This window comes from Streptomyces sp. NPDC031265, assembly GCF_055570295.1.
In genome coordinates this window covers 496,247-514,463 of the sequence record NZ_JBVIHM010000001.1, presented here as the reverse complement: position 1 = coordinate 514,463, position 18,217 = coordinate 496,247, and the positions used below count along the sequence as shown (strand labels likewise).

At 71.7% G+C, this 18,217-nt stretch carries 21 protein-coding genes; 4 read left to right on the top strand and 17 right to left on the bottom strand.

Annotation, left to right across the window (positions count from 1 at the left end):
* Positions 1-73: 73 nt before the first annotated feature.
* Both ACZ499_RS02505 and ACZ499_RS02500 read right to left on the bottom strand, forming a co-directional pair.
* A complete protein-coding gene (locus tag ACZ499_RS02505; protein WP_468671381.1) occupies positions 74-2,134 on the bottom strand; it encodes a HelD family protein in 2,061 nt (686 codons plus the stop codon).
* 75 nt (positions 2,135-2,209) lie between these two features.
* Positions 2,210-2,818: a TetR family transcriptional regulator gene (locus ACZ499_RS02500; RefSeq protein WP_468671379.1), complete on the bottom strand. Its 609-nt coding sequence runs from the start codon at positions 2,816-2,818 to the stop codon at positions 2,210-2,212.
* A gap of 206 nt (positions 2,819-3,024) precedes the next feature.
* Here ACZ499_RS02500 and ACZ499_RS02495 point away from each other — a divergent pair, with 206 nt between their 5' ends.
* Complete coding sequence (locus tag ACZ499_RS02495; RefSeq protein ID WP_468671376.1) at positions 3,025-3,999, top strand: zinc-binding dehydrogenase; 975 nt, start codon at positions 3,025-3,027, stop codon at positions 3,997-3,999.
* Positions 4,000-4,222: 223 nt separating this feature from the next.
* Here the strand turns inward: ACZ499_RS02495 and ACZ499_RS02490 are convergent, their stop codons facing one another.
* The 3 genes from ACZ499_RS02490 to ACZ499_RS02480 form a co-directional block, all read right to left on the bottom strand.
* A complete protein-coding gene (locus ACZ499_RS02490; protein ID WP_468671374.1) occupies positions 4,223-5,392 on the bottom strand; it encodes a phosphotransferase in 1,170 nt (389 codons plus the stop codon).
* A 160-nt stretch (positions 5,393-5,552) separates the two neighbouring features.
* A complete protein-coding gene (locus ACZ499_RS02485; RefSeq protein ID WP_468671371.1) occupies positions 5,553-6,248 on the bottom strand; it encodes an HAD family hydrolase in 696 nt (231 codons plus the stop codon).
* An 80-nt stretch (positions 6,249-6,328) separates the two neighbouring features.
* Positions 6,329-7,240 carry a winged helix-turn-helix domain-containing protein gene (locus tag ACZ499_RS02480; protein WP_468671369.1) on the bottom strand — a complete coding sequence of 304 codons (912 nt, stop codon included), beginning with the start codon at positions 7,238-7,240 and terminating at the stop codon, positions 6,329-6,331.
* Between the two features lie 164 nt (positions 7,241-7,404).
* Here ACZ499_RS02480 and ACZ499_RS02475 point away from each other — a divergent pair, with 164 nt between their 5' ends.
* Positions 7,405-7,596: a hypothetical protein gene (locus ACZ499_RS02475; RefSeq protein WP_468671367.1), complete on the top strand. Its 192-nt coding sequence runs from the start codon at positions 7,405-7,407 to the stop codon at positions 7,594-7,596.
* A 48-nt stretch (positions 7,597-7,644) separates the two neighbouring features.
* Here ACZ499_RS02475 and ACZ499_RS02470 read toward each other — a convergent pair whose 3' ends face one another.
* From ACZ499_RS02470 to ACZ499_RS02460, 3 genes are all read right to left on the bottom strand, one after another.
* Positions 7,645-8,934, bottom strand: coding sequence for a GNAT family N-acetyltransferase (locus ACZ499_RS02470; protein ID WP_468671365.1), 1,290 nt, complete (start codon positions 8,932-8,934; stop codon positions 7,645-7,647).
* Between the two features lie 80 nt (positions 8,935-9,014).
* The gene (locus ACZ499_RS02465) at positions 9,015-9,971 is read right to left on the bottom strand and encodes an asparaginase (protein ID WP_468671362.1); all 957 of its coding nucleotides are present in this window, start codon (positions 9,969-9,971) and stop codon (positions 9,015-9,017) included.
* A 63-nt stretch (positions 9,972-10,034) separates the two neighbouring features.
* The gene (locus ACZ499_RS02460) at positions 10,035-10,643 is read right to left on the bottom strand and encodes an RsiG family protein (RefSeq protein WP_468671360.1); all 609 of its coding nucleotides are present in this window, start codon (positions 10,641-10,643) and stop codon (positions 10,035-10,037) included.
* Between the two features lie 143 nt (positions 10,644-10,786).
* Between ACZ499_RS02460 and dtd the strand changes: the two genes are divergently transcribed.
* Complete coding sequence (gene dtd / locus ACZ499_RS02455) at positions 10,787-11,212, top strand: D-aminoacyl-tRNA deacylase (protein ID WP_468671358.1); 426 nt, start codon at positions 10,787-10,789, stop codon at positions 11,210-11,212.
* 166 nt (positions 11,213-11,378) lie between these two features.
* On the opposite strand, the gene ygfZ is transcribed toward dtd, so the two are convergent.
* The 6 genes from ygfZ to ACZ499_RS02425 form a co-directional block, all read right to left on the bottom strand.
* Positions 11,379-12,344, bottom strand: coding sequence for a CAF17-like 4Fe-4S cluster assembly/insertion protein YgfZ (gene ygfZ, locus ACZ499_RS02450; RefSeq protein WP_468671356.1), 966 nt, complete (start codon positions 12,342-12,344; stop codon positions 11,379-11,381).
* A 10-nt stretch (positions 12,345-12,354) separates the two neighbouring features.
* The gene (locus ACZ499_RS02445; RefSeq protein WP_468671353.1) at positions 12,355-12,816 is read right to left on the bottom strand and encodes a Fur family transcriptional regulator; all 462 of its coding nucleotides are present in this window, start codon (positions 12,814-12,816) and stop codon (positions 12,355-12,357) included.
* A gap of 52 nt (positions 12,817-12,868) precedes the next feature.
* The gene (locus ACZ499_RS02440; protein WP_468671350.1) at positions 12,869-13,441 is read right to left on the bottom strand and encodes a heme-binding beta-barrel domain-containing protein; all 573 of its coding nucleotides are present in this window, start codon (positions 13,439-13,441) and stop codon (positions 12,869-12,871) included.
* A 196-nt stretch (positions 13,442-13,637) separates the two neighbouring features.
* Positions 13,638-14,567: a hypothetical protein gene (locus tag ACZ499_RS02435; RefSeq protein WP_468671348.1), complete on the bottom strand. Its 930-nt coding sequence runs from the start codon at positions 14,565-14,567 to the stop codon at positions 13,638-13,640.
* A complete protein-coding gene (locus tag ACZ499_RS02430) occupies positions 14,564-15,382 on the bottom strand; it encodes a hypothetical protein (RefSeq protein WP_468671346.1) in 819 nt (272 codons plus the stop codon). Before ACZ499_RS02430 ends, ACZ499_RS02435 begins: the two co-directional genes overlap by 4 nt.
* The gene (locus ACZ499_RS02425; RefSeq protein WP_468671344.1) at positions 15,379-16,095 is read right to left on the bottom strand and encodes a hypothetical protein; all 717 of its coding nucleotides are present in this window, start codon (positions 16,093-16,095) and stop codon (positions 15,379-15,381) included. The genes ACZ499_RS02430 and ACZ499_RS02425 overlap by 4 nt, the downstream gene beginning before the upstream one ends.
* 152 nt (positions 16,096-16,247) lie before the next feature.
* Here ACZ499_RS02425 and ACZ499_RS02420 point away from each other — a divergent pair, with 152 nt between their 5' ends.
* Positions 16,248-16,613, top strand: a complete 366-nt coding sequence (locus ACZ499_RS02420; protein ID WP_385543039.1) for a DsrE family protein — start codon at positions 16,248-16,250, stop codon at positions 16,611-16,613.
* Between the two features lie 25 nt (positions 16,614-16,638).
* Here the strand turns inward: ACZ499_RS02420 and ACZ499_RS02415 are convergent, their stop codons facing one another.
* From ACZ499_RS02415 to ACZ499_RS02405, 3 genes are all read right to left on the bottom strand, one after another.
* On the bottom strand, positions 16,639-16,896 hold the full coding sequence (locus ACZ499_RS02415) for a DUF3099 domain-containing protein (protein ID WP_371653472.1): 258 nt from the start codon (positions 16,894-16,896) through the stop codon (positions 16,639-16,641).
* 128 nt (positions 16,897-17,024) lie between these two features.
* The gene (locus ACZ499_RS02410; RefSeq protein WP_033324392.1) at positions 17,025-17,312 is read right to left on the bottom strand and encodes a DUF1416 domain-containing protein; all 288 of its coding nucleotides are present in this window, start codon (positions 17,310-17,312) and stop codon (positions 17,025-17,027) included.
* A gap of 42 nt (positions 17,313-17,354) precedes the next feature.
* Entirely contained in the window at positions 17,355-18,200 is an 846-nt protein-coding gene (locus ACZ499_RS02405) for a sulfurtransferase (RefSeq protein WP_468671341.1), read from the bottom strand.
* Between the last annotated feature and the right edge of the window lie 17 nt (positions 18,201-18,217).

The window sequence follows — 18,217 nt, the reverse complement described above, 5'->3', positions numbered from 1 at the left end:
TGAACCCACAACATAGTGAGTCGACGCCGTCCGCGCACCCAACTGCCTTATTCCGTCAGCATGTTGAACACTGTCACCGAAGTGCGTCCGGCAGCGGCCTGCTGTGCAGGACCTCCAGCCGGGACACCGCCCGCGTCAGCACCACGTACAGCCGGTGCAGCCCCCGCTCCTCCGCCTCCGCGATCGCCGCCGGCTCCACGGCCACCACATGGTCGTACTCCAGGCCCTTCGCCAGCGTCGCGGGCAGCACCGTCACCCGGGCCGCCGCCGTCAGGTCGTCCGCCTCCGCCGTCGCCACGCCCGCCGCCGCGAGGGCCGCGCGCAGCTCCGGCACGGCCGCGTCGCACGCGATCACTCCCACCGAGCCCTCCCGCGCGAGCGCCGCCCGTACCGAGTCCACAAGAGCGGACCGCACGTCCTCGACCCGCCGCAGCGACAGCTCGCCGTCCCGGCGCAGCGAGCGGGACGGCGGTACGGCGACGTCGAGCGCCCCGAGCAGCCCGTTCGCCAGGGCCACGATCGCCGCCGGGACCCGGAAGCCGGTCGTCAGCGGGACCACCGGGGCGTCCGGCTTGCCGAGGTGCGCCAGGTGCTCCGCCCAGTCGCGGGCCGCCCACGGGGTGGTGCCCTGCGCCAGGTCGCCGAGGACGGTCAGCGAGCCGAAGCCGGAGCGGCGGGCGACGGCCCGGCACTGCATCGGGGAGAGGTCCTGCGCCTCGTCGACGACGATGTGGCCGTATCCCTGCGGGCGTTCGATCAGTCCCGCGAGCTCGTCGAGCAGAACCTGGTCGGCCGCCGACCACTTGGCCGACTTGTACGAGCGCGGCGCCCGGCTCCACAGCAGCCGCTTCTGCTCCTCGGCACCGAGCACGCCGTCGGCGGCCGCCGCCAGCGCGTCCGGGTCGGCGAAGAGCGCCGCCAGGACCTCCTCGGGCGTGACCTTCGGCCAGGCCGCGTCCACGAACGCGGAGACCGGGCGGGCCCGTGAAATCCGTTGCAGCCAGGTGTTGTTCATCGGCCCGGCCCGGCGCTCGGCCTCCAGCTGGATGACGCGGACGGCCCGGCTGCGGACCCGCTCGCGGCCCACGGCGTACGGGGGCGCCTCGGCCCGTACCTCCTCGACGATCTTCGCCAGCTCGCCGCCGGTCACCCGCCAGCGGTACGAGCCGTCGGGCACCTCGACCGGCCCGAACCGTCCGGCCGGGTCGCCGACCCGCGCGTACAGCGCCCGGTGCAGCACCCGCGCCATCCGGGCGTCGTGCTTGACGACCCCCACGGCCTCGTCGTCGACCGCCCGGACGGGCCCGCGTGCGACCTCGTCGCCGACCGTCGACTGCCGGATGCCGATCTCGCCGAGGGCTGGCAGGACCTGGGCGATGTAGTGGAGGAAGGTCCGGTTGGGGCCGAGGACCAGGAGGCCGCCGCGCTGGATGCGCTGCGGATGGGTGTAGAGCAGATACGCGGCCCGGTGCAGCCCGACGGCCGTCTTGCCGGTGCCGGGGGCGCCCTGGACGCAGAGGGACTGGCCGAGCCCGGAACGTACGAGGTCGTCCTGCTCGGGCTGGATGGTGGCGGCGATGTCGCGCATGGGGCCGACGCGGGGGCGCTCGATCTCGGCGGCGAGGATGCCGCCGGGGGCGCCGTTCTGCTCGTTGCCGTGCCCGGCCCCCAGCCGTTCGTCCTCCATGCCCGTGAGGTCCTCGGGGGCGCCGAGGCTGCCCGGGGCCCAGCCGAAGCGGCGGCGGACGGCGACGCCCAGCGGGTCGCGGACCCCGGCCTGGTAGAAGGTCCGCGAGACGGGCGCCCGCCAGTCGACGACCAGCGGCGGCGCCGAGGGGTGCTCGCTGATCCGGCGGCGGCCGATGTAGTAGCGCTGCCCGGCATGGTCGCCGGACGCCCCGCCGTCCTCGAAGTCGAGCCGCCCGAAGAACAGCGGACTCTCCGGCTCCTGCCGCAACTCCTTGGCCCAGCTGCGCAGTTGATAACCGAGCACTTCGGCGTCCGCGCCGGAGGCGAACGCGTTCTCACCGATCACGACCCGGACGTCCGCGCCCTCGACCATGCCGGCCAGGGCCGCGCGGCAGGCTTCGTGGTAGGTCCGTTCCTGACTGAGTTCGCGGTCGAGTGGCGTCATGGAATCCAGCATAACGCAACTCAGTTACATTTTTAACTCAGTAACGAAATATGGGGGCAGGGCCTCGGGGTCTCGTCAGGCGTAACGCCCGAGCCCATCCCTCAGCTGGGCGAACGCCTCCTCGGCGGCCACGACCGCGTCCCCGTGCACCGCCTCGGCGCTCTCGCCGGCCCGGATCCGCCGCCAGTTCTCGTCCGCGAGGATCCGCTGTACGGCGATGATCTGCCCGGCGGCGAGGCGCGCCCCGATGTCCGTGCCCAGGGCCGCCGCGAGCGCGCCCTCGGCCCGGCCCTGGTACGAGAACAGCCGCGCCACCAGGCTCGGCGTCCCGTAGAGCAACCCGTGGTACGCGCGGACCCGCGGGTCGTCGTTCAGCCCCGTCACCGGGTCGCGGCCGTCGAGCCCGGCCAGGAAGTGGCGGCGCAGGGCGGGGAGCGGCGCGATCCCCTCCGTACGCCCCTGCGCGACCACCCGGGCGGCCTCGTCCTCGTGGTCGGAGAACCGGTGCAGGGCCAGGTCCTCCTTGGCCGGGAAGTAGCGGAAGAGGGTCGGCTTGGAGATCCCGGCGGCGGCCGCCACCTCCGCGACCGGCACGTTGTCGAAGCCCTTCTCCAGGAACAGGGCGATCGCCACGTCCGAGACGGCCTGGTACGTCTGCTGCTTCTTCTGCTCCCGCAAGCCCATGGGGGCGAGGGTACGGGGAGCCGGCGCGAGGGGCGGGGACGGCGGGCGCGGAAGGCGGGCGCGGAAGGCGGGCGCTTGACCTCAAGTCCGGTTGAGGGAAAAGACTCCGATCAAGAAAGCGGTCCGGCGGACGACTTCCGAAGATCGACTTTCGACGATCGATTTCGGCACACGATTTTCGGCAACGACGGGGATGGGTGATCGGCATGCGCGTGGCACAGGTGGAGAAGTTCGGCGGCCCGGAGGTACTGGTTCCGGCGGAGCTGCCGGACCCGGTGGCCGAGCCCGACGAGGTGGTCGTCGCGGTCGACCACATCGACACGCTCTTCGTGCAGACGCAGATACGGGCGGGGGCGTTCGGGGAGTACTTCGACGTCAAGCCGCCGTACGTGCCCGGCGGCGGCGTCTCCGGCACGGTGACCTCGACCGGCGCGGAGGTCGACCCGGCGGTGTGGGCGGGGCGCCGGGTGATCGCCGCCGTCGACCCCGGCAGCTACGCCTCGCTGGCCGCCGTCCCCGTCGACCACCTGGTCCCGGTCCCCGACGGCCTCGGCCTGCGCGAGGCGGCCGCACTGGTACACGACAGCGTGACGGCCCTGGCCCTGCTGGACCTCACGGCCCTGAAGGCGGGCGAGACGGTCCTGATCACGGGAGCGTCGGGAGGCATGGGTACGCTCCTGGTGCAGTTGGCGCGGGCGCGGGGCGCGCGGGTGGTGGGGGTGGCGCGGGGCCCCGAAAAGGTGGCTCTGGTACGGGAGCTGGGCGCGCACGAGGTGGTGGACGCGGCGTCCCCGGACTGGCCCCGTCGCGCCGCCGAGGCGCTCGGCGGCGCGGGCGCGGACGTGGTCCTGGACGGAGTGGGCGGCGCACTCGGCGCGGCAGCCTTCCCCCTGACGGCCCCCGGCGGCCGCTTCTCGGCCCACGGCGCCCCCACGGGCCACGGCTTCGCCGCGGTGCCGGCCGATGAGGCCGGCCGCCGCGCCATCACGGTGCTGGGCATCGCGGACGTCCAACTCACCCCTTCGCGGCGCGTGGCCTTGGCAACCCGCGCCCTGGAGGAGGCGGCGGCGGGCCGCCTGCGCACGGTGATCGGGGCGGTGTACCCGCTGGAGCGGGCGGGGGAGGCGCATGCGGCTATTGAGGGGCGGGGGGTGGTGGGGAAGGTGGTGCTGAGCGTGTAGGCGGCGAGGGGGCTCCGCCCGGACCCTGGTTCATCCGCCGCTCGGTGCGGCTGGTCGCGCCCACGCGGCGGAGCCGCACCATGTCACAGCCGCCCCTGAATGCGCCCCTCCGGGATGCCAAGGGGATCCCGCGCAGCGGCATTCAAGGGGGCGGGGAACTGCGCGACCAGCCCCCACCACCCGCAGACACACACCGGCCCGAAAGGGGCACGCCCCACTCCCCCTACCCTCGCCGCGCCGCCCGCTCCCGAAGCCACTCCCCGTACGCCGCCCGGATTTTTCCCTGCGTGGGGACCGTGGGCAGCCCGAGGGCGTCCTTCGCCACGGCCAGCACCCGCTGGACCTTGCGGGCCGCCCGGGCCAGGCGCAGCCGGCCCGGGCCCGGTCCGGCGGCGGCCGCCCCCGTACCCACCGCCACCGCGCCCGCCACCAGCGCCAGCGCCCCCGCGCCAAGCAGCAGCCCCACGGCCGTGCGGATGACGTCGGTGTAGACGGACTGCGCCTGCTTGAAGGCCAGCAAGTGCGGCAGGTCCTGCTCCCACTTGTCACTGCTGCCGGGGCGCGCGGCCTCGACCGCTCCCCGCCACGCCTCCTTGACCCGCAGCGCGTCGCACTCGGGGTAGTTCATGAGGTGCAGATGGGTCGCCAGGTCGTACAACGGGTCCCCGATCATGGCGAGTTCCCAGTCGATGAACCAGAGGTCGTCCCGCGAGTCGACGATCAGATTCCGCCGGTGCAGATCGCCGTGGACGAGGGAGAACGGCCGCGAGGTCAGTCCCCTGGCCCGCTCCCGTAGCCCATTCAGCGAAGTGGCCGAAACACCCAGCCTGTCGAATAGCGAACCGAACTCTCCGCTGTTCCTCTGGTAGACCTCGTACTGCGTGAAGTCGATCAGGCCGCCGAGGAAGCCGGGTGTGTCCCCGTCCCGGACCGATGGCCGGGCATCGACCTCGGGAAGCATTTCCAGGACCAGCTCGCCGTGCTTGATGGCGGCCATCTGCCCGAATAATTCCCCGAGTTGGCTGACGTGACGCTCGGAGAGGCGGCCGAGCCAGAATCGTCCGTCCCGGAGCGTACGGCCCTCGACGAAACCCTGGAGGAACACCCCCTCGGCGAATTCGGCGCATTCCGGAATGCGGGATACGCGCCCCTTCAGCGCCATCAGCAGCTGGTCCTCGGAGGCGAAAATACGCCGGTCGAACCAGAGCAGACCCTCCCGGCGCACCCGCAGCTTTCCCCGCGCATAACCCTCGCCGAGCGGATTTCCTGGCGGAAGCACGATCGCGTACGCCTCGTGGTGGTGCCCCTGGAGCGGCCCGGTCACCCCCCGGTCGCCGTCCCGGCTGAGCTCGACCGCAGCCCGGCGGGCCGGGGACGCCGTTTCGGTTGCCATCGTGTCGAGCCTTCGGGGTGCGGCGCGGGTGAGGTGCCGCGGGGGACGGACGAGCTGAAGCGGGATGCTAGCGGGCCGCCGGGCCGGAAGGGGCAGATCCGGCTGTTTTCACCGTGGGTGTCGCCCGCAACCCCTCCGCCCCACCTCGCCGCCGACGCCGTCACCTGCGCAAAAGCTCGCTGAGCGACTGCACGACCGGCACTCGGCCATACCATCGGCGTTCACGATTCCGTTCGCCTGATGCGCGGCTTTCCCTGGGGTCTGGTACGAACGCGATGAACGGCACCCCGAGCCTGTCGGCGGCCCTCAGATCGTTCTTCGAGTCCCCGATCATGACGGACTCCTCCGGCTTGGACCCGGTCGAGTCGAGGACGCGCAGCAACGAGTCCGGGTCCGGCTTCAGCTTGGCGATGTCCTGCCCCCGGCCATGGATGTGCGCACCGAAACTCCCGGCCAGGTCCATCCGCCTGAGATACGCGACGACGGCCTCGGGTGAATTGTTCGTGGCAATGCCGAGCCGGGTCCGTACGGCAGCCAGCTCTCGTATCAAGTCAGCGGCGCCCTCTGTTGGCTGAGCCGACTCGGCGGCCCGTTCCTCCTGCTCGGTGAGACGTTTCTCCAGTTCCTCCACACAGGGGTCTCCCGGATAGCTCTGCTCGACCAGTCCGAGATATCCGAGGGGATCGGCCGTGAATTCGCCAGGCGGGACGGCGAATTCGAGATCCTTTTCCAGCCAGGCATGCAGGTCCTTCACCACAACGGACGCCCTGTGGTTGGCGAAGAGGCTGCACACCGGCCCGTCGAAGTCGAAGATGACGCAATTCGCAGTATTGAGGAGATCGCGCGGGTTGCCCACATCACTCCATCCGTCGAGGAGAAGGCAGAGTAGCGTCGCCCCGCCTCCCATACTGCCCCGGCTCCCCGACTCGCCATTCCTCAACCTCCGAGGTTGAGGCTGGTGGTGATGGTGTCCCAGAGGTTGTCGAACCACCGTTGCGACCGGTCCACGAACGCCGCATCCCGCGACCCTCCGCTGCGCAGGTACTGGAACAGCATCGACTCGTAACCCAGCGAGTCGTAGATCTCCACCGACGTGTCGGCGATCCCCTGTTCGCGCTCGACGATGTCGTAGTAGCCGAAGAGCGCCTCGGAGCCGTTGAGCAGATACAGCTTGATCGGTGAGGTCAGCGGCAGCGCCTGGAACTCGATGTGGACGTCGATCTCCTCCCCCTTCTCCTCCTTGATGAGGCGCAGCGCCTCCAAGTTGTCCCGCAGGACGAGGCCCTGGGTGTTGCGCTGGCTCAGCCACCGTTCGTGGACCAGCCGGTCGCCGTCCGCCGAGCGGTGGACGGGCCGGGGGAAGGCGAGGTTGATGTTCCGGTCGGGCAGCAGGACCCGCACATGGACCGAGTCCGGGCGGAACAGGCCCGCGTGGATCGCGCCGAGCGGTTCACCCAGGGCCAGGTTGAGGGTCTCCGTGGTCAGGCAGACCGCGTCGATCCGCACCTCGCGCGCACGGAACGCCTCCGCCACCCGGGGGCTGAGGACCGCCGCCGTACGCTTCGGCTCCTCGTCAGACGGGCGGGAGGCGGCCGGTACGGCGCTGGCGATCTTCGCCGGGGCGCCCTTGCGGCCCTCGGTGATCAGGCCCTCGCCGTGCAGCTGCTGGAGGGCCTGGCGCACCACCGTCCGCTCCACGCCGTAGTGCTCCACCAGCCAGGCCTGGGTGGGCAGTTTGGCGCCGACCTTGAGCTCGCCCGCGCGGATCCGGGCCCGCAGGGAGGCCGCCACGTCGTCGGACGTGCGCCTGGTGCTCCCGCTGTCCGTCACCTCAGGTTCCGAAGTCACATCTGAACGCTACAACTATCCGACAGCCACGGGGAGTTGTTCGTGAGTTGGTTTATGGGTCTTCAGATGGCGGGACAACTTCACCAAGTTGTCCGCCAACTTGGTGAAGTTCGCGCGGGAGCTCGGGAGCTTCACCCGGCGGATCTCCACGGGGAGGGACCTCCATGCCATTGATCGCGCTGTTCATCGCCCTAGCCGTCGTCGCCTCCGAGAAGCTGGTCCACCACAAGCTCGGGGCCGTGGGCACCGTGGGAGCCGTGGTGCTGTCCGTCGGCGTCCAGACCCACGACAACACCTTCACCGTCATCGGCGCGGCGGCGATCCTGGCCGCACTGATCCCGCAGGCGGACAGGTGATCCGGGAGCGCCGGGGCCGCCAAGCGGAAACCGCCCCGGCCGCCGCCCTCAGAACATGTCCGGGCACCAAGCCCGCCGCGACGTCCGCAAGAGGGCGTCCGCCCGGGCCGCTGCCCCCGCCGTCTCCTCGGCGGCCCGGCCCAGCGCGGCCAGTCGTACCGCCGACTCGTCGCCCAGGTACAGCGCCCCCAACTCCCTTATGTCCAGAGCCAGATCGGCCCGCTCGGTCGTCGGTGCGCACTCCGCGCCGGACGGGTCCGCGTCCAGGCGGTAGCGCCCCGAGGAGAGGCCGGACGCGTCCGTGACCTCCAGGACCAGGGTGCCCGAGGACGCGTACGTACGTGCTTCCAGGGCCCGTACGACGTCCAGCACCCGCAGCCACAGGAAGTCCGCGTGCGTCACCATCCGGGCCGCGCGCGGGTCCGGGAGGAGCAGCGGGAGCAGGTCGTCGGGGGCGCGGTAGCCGGTGCGGACCTTGGCGATCCAGTCGACGGAGCAGATGAAGTGCCACAGGGCGCGCTCGGCGGCCGGGGTCAGCCCGAGCAGTCCGCGTACCGTCGCCGTGTTCAGCGGCTGCTTGGCGTCCGTCCACGTCTCGTCCGCGTGGTAGTCCGCCAGGCCCTCCACCTCGCCCGCCGCCGAGCGGTACACCGCCCAGAACGGCTCCTTCCAGGGGTGGTCGTCCCGCTTGGCCGCCCCCGTGTTCAGGTCCCACCAGCTTGCGGAGCGGCTCACCGCGCCGGGCTGGGCGGCCCGGAAGCGCTCGAAGAGTTCGGGGCCCAGCTTGCGTACGTCCTCGGAGCCGACCAGCTCGATGCGGCCGCCGTCGTCCGGTCCCGACCAGCGCGGGTCCAGGCCCGACCGGCCGGTGTCGACCTCCCACTCGGCGGTCCAGCTGGCGGGGCCGAATCCGTACCGCCCGTAGATCGGGTACTCGGCGGCGATCAGCGTCGCCGCCACCTCGCCGCGCTCCTTCGCCGCCGCCAGGTCGTTCGCCATCATCCGGCTGAGCAGGCCGCGCCGGCGGTGGGTCGGGGAGACGGTGACGTTGGTGACCGCGCTGGTGGGGACGGCCGCGCCGCCCACCGCGGTCAGCTCCTGTGCGAACGAGCGGAAGGTCGCCACGCACCGGCCGTTGTCGAACACGCCCTGCGTACGCGCCAGATCGCTGTTGGCCAGCCGGCTCGCCAGGTCGTTCTCGCTCACCACCGGCGGCCGCAGGAAGCCGATGTTGACGGCCTTGAGCCAGTCGCCGAACTCGGCTTCGGAGACGGTACGGAGGTCGAGGGAGGGGGTGGCGGGATCGGCGGGGGCGGCGTCGCGGCGGCTCGGGCTCATGCCTGCCACGCTAGGCACGCCCCGCCCGGCTGTCGCCCGAATTTCCGGAGCCCCCGCCCGGGGCCCCGCCCCCTCAGCCCTCAGAACGCCGCCCGGACCTCTCCCACTCGCTCCGCCCCGCCCAGCAGCGGCGCGCTGCCGATGCGGTCGACCACCGGGGCGTCCACGCCGAGCAGCCGCAGGGCGCGGGCCAGGACCGGGCCGAGGGCGCGCGCGGCGCCGTCGTCGACCTTGAAGGCGAGCGCGCGGCCGTCCGGCAGCGCCACCGCCTGGACCGCCTCCGCGCCCATCTTCGACAGCACCCCGGGCACCTCGCGCATCAGCCAGGTGTCGGGGCGGCGGGTGCCCGCCACGTACTCGGGGTGCGCGCGCATCGCGTCCGCCACCCGGCGCTCCGGCGTGCCCGGCTCGGCGAGCACGAACGTACGGAACGCGCGCGCCAGGCCCGTCAGGCTGATCGCCATCAGCGGCGCCCCGCAGCCGTCCGTGCCGACCGACGCGACCGGCTCGCCCGCCGCCGCCTCCACCCCGTCGTGGACCAGCCGCTGGAGCGGGTGCGCCGGGTCCAGGTAGGTCGCCTCGTCCCAGCCGTTGAGGCGGCAGGCGGCGAGCATGGCCGCGTGCTTGCCGGAGCAGTTCATGGTGAGCCGGTCGCGGACGTGGCCCGCCGCCAGGTAGGTCTCGGCCTCGGCCGGGTCGAGCGGCAGGTCGGGCGGGGTCTGGAGGTCGTCCGGGGTCAGCCCGTGCTCGGCGAGCATCTTGCGGACGAGGTCGAGGTGGAAGCTCTCGCCCGAGTGGCTGGCGGCGGCGAGCGCCAGCCGCTCCCCGGACAGGTCGAGCCCGGCCCGCAGCACGGCGGCGGCCTGCATGGGCTTGTTGCTGGAGCGCGGGAAGACGGGCGCGGCCGGGTCGCCGAGCGCGAACTCCACGCTGCCGTCGGCCGCCAGCACCACCAGCGAGCCCCGGTGATGGCCCTCGACGAAACCGGAACGTACGACTTCGGCGAGGACCGGCGGTATGAGGGTGTCGGTGGTCATGGCGGGGGCCTTCCGGGCGTGGACCCGCCTCGTGACCTTCGATTCAGTGGTCAGAATCCGTGGTCAGATGAGCAGGTCGTCTACTTGCGCTTCGCCTTCACGGTACCTGCGGGCGATCTCCGCGCTGCAATCGTCGGCCGTCCGCTGGAGGTGCTGACGGCGCCGCGAGACCTGCTGCTCGTAGCGGATCAGCCGCCCCATCGCGGTGTGCAGCTCATCGTCCGTACGGGCGTCGAGGTCGGAGAGCTGGACCTCCGCGTCCATCTCGGCCGCCAGCCGCCGGTACTCGGCGCTGCGCGGCGTGGAGAGCGTGACGTGACGGGCGGAGGCGCGGTGCAGGGAGGGCGCGTCCGCCAGGATCTCGGAGAGCCGCTCCACGACGGGCGTGTGCGGCCCGGTGCGCCGGGCCAGCTCGGCCCGCAGGATGTCGATACGCCCGTGCAGCAGCCGCCGCACATAGCTGAGGTCGGCCTCGTCGCTCTGCGACCGGCGCCGCAGGGTCCGCAGCTCCGGCAGTCGCAATGCGGTCATATCGCAATCTTCCGGTACGGGCAGATGGTCACCGGCACGCTGTACGGGTGGTCGCGAGACGGCCGCCCGCGCGGCCGACGGACTCGTCCGGATCAGCGAAACGGGGCCGGGCGACTGCTGCCCGGCGCCAGGAGTGCTCATGTGTCTTACCGTCCCCTCGACCGGTGCGGGATAGGGCGCACCGACTGTCAGCATCGTGCCACTCCCAGTGGTGCATATGCAGACGCACACCACCCGTTCGGCCCCAGTCGGACCCGATTGGTGCGTGGAATAGGTTGGGTCCCATGCGAGCGGTGGTACAGAGGGTCGACGGCGCGAGCGTCGTCGTGGCGGGCGAGACGGTCGGCGAGATCACCGGCGAGGGCCTGTGCGTCCTGGTCGGGGTCACCCACGGGGACACCCCCGAGAAGGCCGCGCAACTGGCCCGGAAGCTGTGGTCGGTACGGATCCTGGAGGACGAGAGGTCCTGCTCGGACGCGAACGCCCCGCTCCTGGTGATCTCCCAGTTCACTCTCTACGGCGACGCCCGCAAGGGCCGCCGCCCCACCTGGAACGCGGCGGCCCCCGGCGAGGTGGCCGAGCCCCTGGTGGACGAGGTGGTGGCCCGGCTGCGGGCGCTGGGGGCGACCGTGGAGACGGGCAGGTTCGGCGCGGACATGAGGGTGTCGCTGACGAACCACGGGCCGTTCACGGTGGTGGTGGAGGTGTGAGGGCACGGGGTCCGGGACGGAGCCCCGAAGGCGGGGTGCAGGGGCCGCAGGCCCCGCAAGGGGTCCGGGGCCGCAGCCCCCGGGAAACCCACCTGAGCCCCCACCCACCCCCGGAGGCCACGCGGCGGAGCCGCACCTGTCACGGCGGGAAGGGGCGGGGTGGGGGCTACGGCTCGACCACGACCTCCTGCGCCGCCGCGGTCCCCCCCGCCAGCAACTCCGCGTCCACCGCCACGTTCCGCTTCACCAGCGCCAGCGCGATCGGCCCCAGCTCGTGGTGGCGGGCCGACGTCGTGATGAAGCCGATCTGGCGGCCCTCGTCGCCGTCCGCCGCCACCCGCAGCGGCGTCCCGTGCGGCGGCAGCAGCACTTCGCTGCCGTCCAGGTGCAGGAAGACCAGCCGCCGCGGCGGCTTCCCCAGGTTGTGGACGCGCGCGACCGTCTCCTGACCCCGGTAGCAGCCCTTCTGGAGGTGCACGGCGGTGCCGATCCAGCCCAGCTCGTGCGGGATGGTGCGGTGGTCGGTCTCCAGGCCGAGCCGCGGCCGGTGCGCCTCCACCCGGAGCGCCTCGTACGCCAGGATCCCGATCGCGGGCCCGTGCGCGGCGGCGAACCCCTCCAGCTCCTCGCGCGGCAGGAACAGGTCCCGCCCGTGCGGAGCCTCCCGTACCACCGTGCCCGCAGGCACCTCGGCGATCGACCCGGCGGGCAGGTGCACCACCGCGAAGTCCGCGGTCCGGTCCGCGACCTCGACACGGTAGAAGAACTTCATCGACTCCAGGTACGCGACGAGGTCGTCCTGCGTACCTGGCTCGATGTGCGCCCACACCGTCGTACCGTCGTCGACGAGGTAGAGGGCGTGCTCGATGTGCCCGTGCGCGGAGAGGATCAGCGCCTCGGTGGCGAGGCCCGGCCGCAGGTCGCTGACGTGCTGGGTCAGCAGCAGGTGCAGCCAGCTCAGCCGGTCCTCGCCGGTGACGGTGACGACACCGCGGTGCGAGAGGTCGACGAGGCCGGTGCCGCCGGCGAGGGCGCGCTGCTCACGGAACAGGTCGCCGTAGTGCGCGGCGACACCTTCGTCGGGCCCCTCGGCGGGGACGGCGCCGGGCAGGGACAGCAGAGGGCTCTTCATACGGGCAAGCCTACGACGCGGTACTCGGACCGTTGCCTGAGTCGTCACCTGCGGCGTTCTTGGCGCAGTTCTGGCACTGGCCGAAGATCGCGAAGTGCTTCATGTCCGTCGTGAAACCGAACGTCGAGCAGAGCTTCGCGGTGAACTCGGCCGCCACGTCCACATCCGCCTCGATCACCGACGTACAGTCCCGGCAGACCAGGTGGATGTGGTGATGGCGGTCCGCCAGGTGGTACGTCGGGGCACCGTGTCCCAGATGGGCGTGCGAGACCAGACCCAGCTCCTCCAGGAGCTCCAGGGTCCGGTACACGGTGGAGATGTTCACGCCGCCCGCCGTCTTCCTCACCTCGGTGAGGATGTCGTCGGGCGTCGCGTGTTCCAGTACGTCGACGGCCTCCAGCACGAGCTGGCGCTGGGGGGTCAGCCGGTACCCGCGCTTGCGGAGGTCGCTCTGCCAGTCGGTGGTCACCACACGCCCAGTGTAGGAGCCACCCCGGCATTACCCGCTCGCAGAACGGATCTCCCTACTTGAAGAAGGCGATCCCGTCGTCCGGAAGGTCACCCAGGCCCCGGGCCATCGCCGCGACCTCCTCGGGCGTGACGACCTTCTTGAGGTGCGCGGACATGTACGGACGGAGCTCGACCTCGGGGGTGGCCTTCTCGCCGACCCACATCAGATCGCTCTTCACATATCCGTAAAGACGCTTGCCGCCGGTGTACGGACCGGAGGCGGCGGTGCGCGCCACGGCGTCCGTCACCAGGTCGATCTGCGGCTTCTGATCGGCGAGCTCGCCGTACCAGATCTCGACGACGCCCTGGTCACGGACCATGACGATCTCGACCTTGCGGTCCTTGTCGATGCGCCAGAAGCCGGACTCGGTCTCCAGCGGCTTCACCTTGTTGCCCTCGGCGTCGAGGATCCAGGAGTGCGACACGTACTCCAGGAAGTCCCGGCCGTCGTGGCTGAAGGTGACGGACTGGCCGAAATTGGCCTTCTCGGCGCCCGGGAAGTCGGTCACGCCCGCGCCCTCCCAGGTACCGAGGAGGAAGGCGAGGGGGACGAGGGCCGGGTTCAGGTCGGACGGGATCTCGATCATGAGGCTTCGATCAGTCTTTCGTTACGTCTGCGGCTGGGGCGCGGTTCAGCGCTGGCCCTGGTACAGCTTCTTCACGGCCAGAGCGGCGAAGGCGAGGACACCGACGCAGACCAGGACCAGCAGGGTTTCGAAGAAAGCCTCAAGCACGGGGTGCTCCTCGGATGAGCGTGTGGGCAGTAAAGGGCCGCCCCCCAGCCTAGCCGAGCAGCTCGTTCTGGAGCACGACGGTCTGCTCGAAGGGGACGGCGGAGGTGGTACCGGCGCGGGACTGGACGACGACGGCGAGGACGTCGCCGGCCAGGACGTACGCCTGCCGCACCTGCTCCGGCCCGTACGGCTTGACCTCGTTGTACGGGTACCGCGAGGTCCCCTCGACCTGGGCCTCCATCGGGAAGGACCCGTCCAGCTCCGCGTAGTGGGCGCCGAGCAGCGGGTGGTACGGGGTGCTGTAGCGGGTGACGTCCTTGGACTGCACCCTTTCGGCCAGCGCGTGGGTGTCGAACTGGAGCAGGAAGATCCGGCTCCGGGTGCCGTCGGGCATCGTCCAGCCCCGGGCCGCGATGTGCCGCAGCCCGTTGTCGACGAGCGACTGGCCGAAGGCGGCTCGGTCCTCCTTCTCGTACTGCGCGAGGAACACGGAGGTCGCCAGCCAGCCGTCGTCGCCCTTCAGCGACGCGTCGGGCCTGGCCCCCTCGGGCGCGGGCAGCAGCAGGGCGCGCAGGTCGGCGTAGTGGTTCTGCGCGGTGTTGGCGGCCGCGAGCGGGCGGGGCGAGCCCGGGGGCATCGGCGGCAGCGCGATCGCGGGGTACCGCCAGCGCCCGTCCGACTCGGTGGCGAGCCCCGGAAGGTCGGTACGGGTGCGGTCCACGACGGCGTACGCGGTGCCGGCGCCGACGCAGAGGAAGGCGAGGGCGGCGGCGGTCCACCGAAGGACGGCACGGGCGCGGGTGCGGCGACGGGGCGGGGGGAGGGGAGGCTCTTCGACTGTGGGGTGCGGCTGTTCGTCGGGTATCGGGTTCGGCTGATCTTCGGTCGCGGGCTGCTCGTTGGGTATGGGGTGCTCGTCGGTCGTGGGCTGCGGCTGCTCGTCGGTCACCGGCTGCGGCTCTGTGCTCGGCTCGGTCACACCGACTCCCCGGGGTGGCCGATCCGGTCCAGCTGCGCGCTCAGCAGCAGGGCGACGCCCTTCGCGTTCAGCGGCTTGGGTCCCTCCGCGACGACGCTCACCAGGATCTCGCCCCGGTAGGCCGAACAGGTCATCATGTCGAGCTTCTCGTCCTTCTCGTCGGGACCCAGGAAGCACCGGGCGTCCTTGTGGCCCTTGACCTCGGGGCCCTTGCGCAGGAGGTCCACGGAGTCGAAGAGCGTGGTCTGGAACTCGAAGAGTTCGCGTACGGCCCGGGTGTTCTCCATCCGGGAGAGCACGATCTCGACCGTGAACGCGGACTCGGCGGAGACCGTGGAGATGGGCGCGTCGTCGGTGCTGACGTAACTGCGCATCGCCATGCCCTTGATGTGCTCCCTGTCGATCTCCCGCTCCACCTTCCGCCGCTGGGCGGACGGCAGGGTGCGCAGGGAGTCCTTGCGGAGCGCCACCGCCTGGGCGCCGGTCAGATCGGCCTCGGCGCCGAAGCCTTCGATGTCGGGGCCGCGGCCGTACCCGTCGGTGCCGAGCGGTACGAGCATCCGCCCGAGCTCCGAGGGGGCCTTCCCGGTCCCCGTTCCCGGCGCCCCTGCCGCTGCCCCTGCCCCCGTCTTGTCGGCGTCGGCCTTCTGGCTGCTCGGCGGGATGACCCAGTCCGGGGCGCCGGGCGCGCGGTCGGCCCGGTCCACGACGACGGCGGTGGTACCCACACCGCCCGCGACCACCGCGAACAGCACCCCGCCCACGGCGAGGGCGACGCCCCGCCGTCTTCCGCTGCTCCTCTTGAGCCCGCTCACATCCGCTCCCACTGCCGCTGTGCCAGGGCCAGCGCCTTCTGCGCCGCGATCGGCTCGTCGCTGTCGAGCCACAGCTCCATCAGGACGGACCCGCGCCGGGCGAAGGCCTCCGCCCGGTGGTGGCCGCCGGAGTCGAGGGCGCCGCCGGTGTAGACGCGGCCGGTGCCGGAGCCAGGGACGGCCGTGCTGTGGCCGCTCTCCTCGCCCGCCCACTTCTCGGCGCTGTCCAGGGCTTCCTGCGACGCGACCGCGCGCTCGTCGCGGAACTGGATGAGCCGGATCCGTACGTCCAGGCTCCCCTCGCGCCAGTCGGCCACGGCGGCACGCCGGAACTCCTCGCTCACCAGGTGGCGGAAGGCCCCGGCCGGTCCGGTGAAGCTCTCCGCGTACTCGGACATGGACAGCCAGCCGTCGTGGCCCGCCGGATACTCGGCGTCCGACGCCCCGGCGGGCCGCTTCAGCAGCATGTCCCGCAGATCGCCGTCCGACCTGGCCTTGCGGTCCTGCGCGGCGGAGAGCGGCGCCGGCGCCTTGCCCTTCGCCTGCGCGACCACCGGCTGCGAGAGCGGCGGCAACGGGGTCGGCGCGCGGCCCGCCTGAATGGTGTAGCCCGCGCAGAGCCCGGCCACGAGGCCCAGCACCGCGCCCCCCGCGATCAGCAGCGGCGTACGCCCCCGCCGCCGCGCGGCCGGTGCCGCCTGCGCGGCATCCAATGTCGTATCGGACGTATCCGATGTGTCCGACGTGTCAAACGTGTCCAAGAGGGTCCCCCCACGAGACCTCGGAACGGGCTCGATCACCCGTGCACAGAACTGACTCGCCGCCTGCGGGAGGGGTTGTGCGGGTGCGCATTACAGTTCGGCATATGGCGAAGAAGCTCGTACTCAAGGTGACCGCCGGGGCCGATGCCCCCGAGCGGTGTTCGCAGGCGTTCACCGTGGCGGCGGTCGCCGTCGCCAGCGGCGTCGCGGTCTCGCTCTGGCTGACCGGCGAGTCGTCGTGGTTCGCGCTGCCGGGCCGGGCCGCCGAGTTCGAGCTCCCGCACGCGGCGCCGCTGCCGGACCTGATCGACGGGATCCTGACGGGCGGCGGCACGATCACCGTCTGCACCCAGTGCGCGGCCCGCCGCGACATCACCGAGAAGGACCTGATCGAGGGCGCTCGGATCGCGGGCGCGCAGGTCTTCGTCCAGGAGGCGATGGCGGAGGAGACGCAGGCGCTGGTGTACTGAGCGCTCCGCAGGGGCGCTGCCGCCCCTAATACTTCTTCTTGCCGTCCAGCTCGTCCCACCACTCGTCGGACTTCTGGTCCCCGGACGGGTCGTCCCACCAGCGGTCATCCGGGCCGCGCCGGTTCGCGACCATCGCCGCGACCGGCGGGATCACCATCGCGACCACGCACATGGCGACCGCGGCCGGGACCGACCACAGCCGCACGAAACTCCAGGCGGACACGAACAGAACCAGGCATCCGCCCATCAGCCAGAAGTACTCGCGCCGGCGCCGAGCCAACATAAGTCCAGCGTACGACCGTATCCGCCGGGCGGAAACGGCCACGGACGGCACGAAGGGCCGCACCCATACCAGGTAAGCGTCCAACCCCCTGGGGCGCGGCCCTCCGGCCGGTACATCGGTGCCCGTCGTCACACGGCGATCGCGACCTCCGCCAGCCCGCCCGTCTGTGCCACGACCGTGCGGTCCGCGGTGCCGCCGGGAACCAGGGCCCGGACGGTCCACGTGCCCTCGGCCGCGTAGAAGCGGAACTGGCCCGTCGCCGAGGTGGGGACCTCTGCGGTGAACTCGCCGGTCGAGTCCAGGAGGCGGACGTAGCCGACCACCGGCTCGCCGTCCTTCGTCACCTGGCCCTGGATCGTCGTCTCACCGGGCTTGATCGTCGAGGCGTCGGGGCCGCCTGCCTTCGCTCCACACATGGTTCTTCCTTACGGTCTGCGGTCTGAGGGGGCTGTGCGGGGTTACTTGTTGGCGCCGAGCTCGATGGGCACGCCGACGAGGGAGCCGTACTCGGTCCACGAGCCGTCGTAGTTCTTGACGTTCTGGACGCCGAGCAGCTCGTGCAGCACGAACCACGTCAGGGCCGAGCGCTCGCCGATACGGCAGTACGCGATGGTGTCCTTGGCCAGGTCGACCTGCTCCGCCGCGTACAGGTCCTTCAGGGCGTCGTCCGACTTGAAGGTGCCGTCGTCGTTGGCGTTCTTCGACCACGGGATGTTGCGGGCGGACGGGACGTGGCCCGGGCGCTGCGACTGCTCCTGCGGGAGGTGGGCCGGGGCGAGCAGCTTGCCGCTGAACTCGTCGGGGGAGCGCACGTCGACCAGGTTCTGCGCGCCGATGGCCGCCACCACGTCGTCGCGGAAGGCACGGATCGCGGTGTTCTGCGCCTTGGCCCTGTACTCGGTGGCCGGCCGGGCCGGCACCTGCGAGCCGTCGACGAGGTCGCGCGAGTCCAGCTCCCACTTCTTGCGGCCGCCGTCGAGCAGCTTGACGCTGTCGTGGCCGTAGAGCTTGAAGTACCAGTAGGCGTACGAGGCGAACCAGTTGTTGTTGCCGCCGTAGAGGACGACGGTGGTGTCGTTCGCGATGCCCTTCGCCGACAGGAGCTTCTCGAAGCCCTCCTGGTCGATGAAGTCACGGCGGACCGGGTCCTGGAGGTCCTTGGTCCAGTCGATCCGGATCGCGTTCTTGATGTGGTTCTTCTCGTACGCCGAGGTGTCCTCGTCGACCTCGACGATGGCGACCTTGGGGTCTTCGATGTGGGCCTCGACCCAGTCGGCGTCGACCAGGACGTCGCTGCGGCTCATGCGGTTCTCCTCCGGGG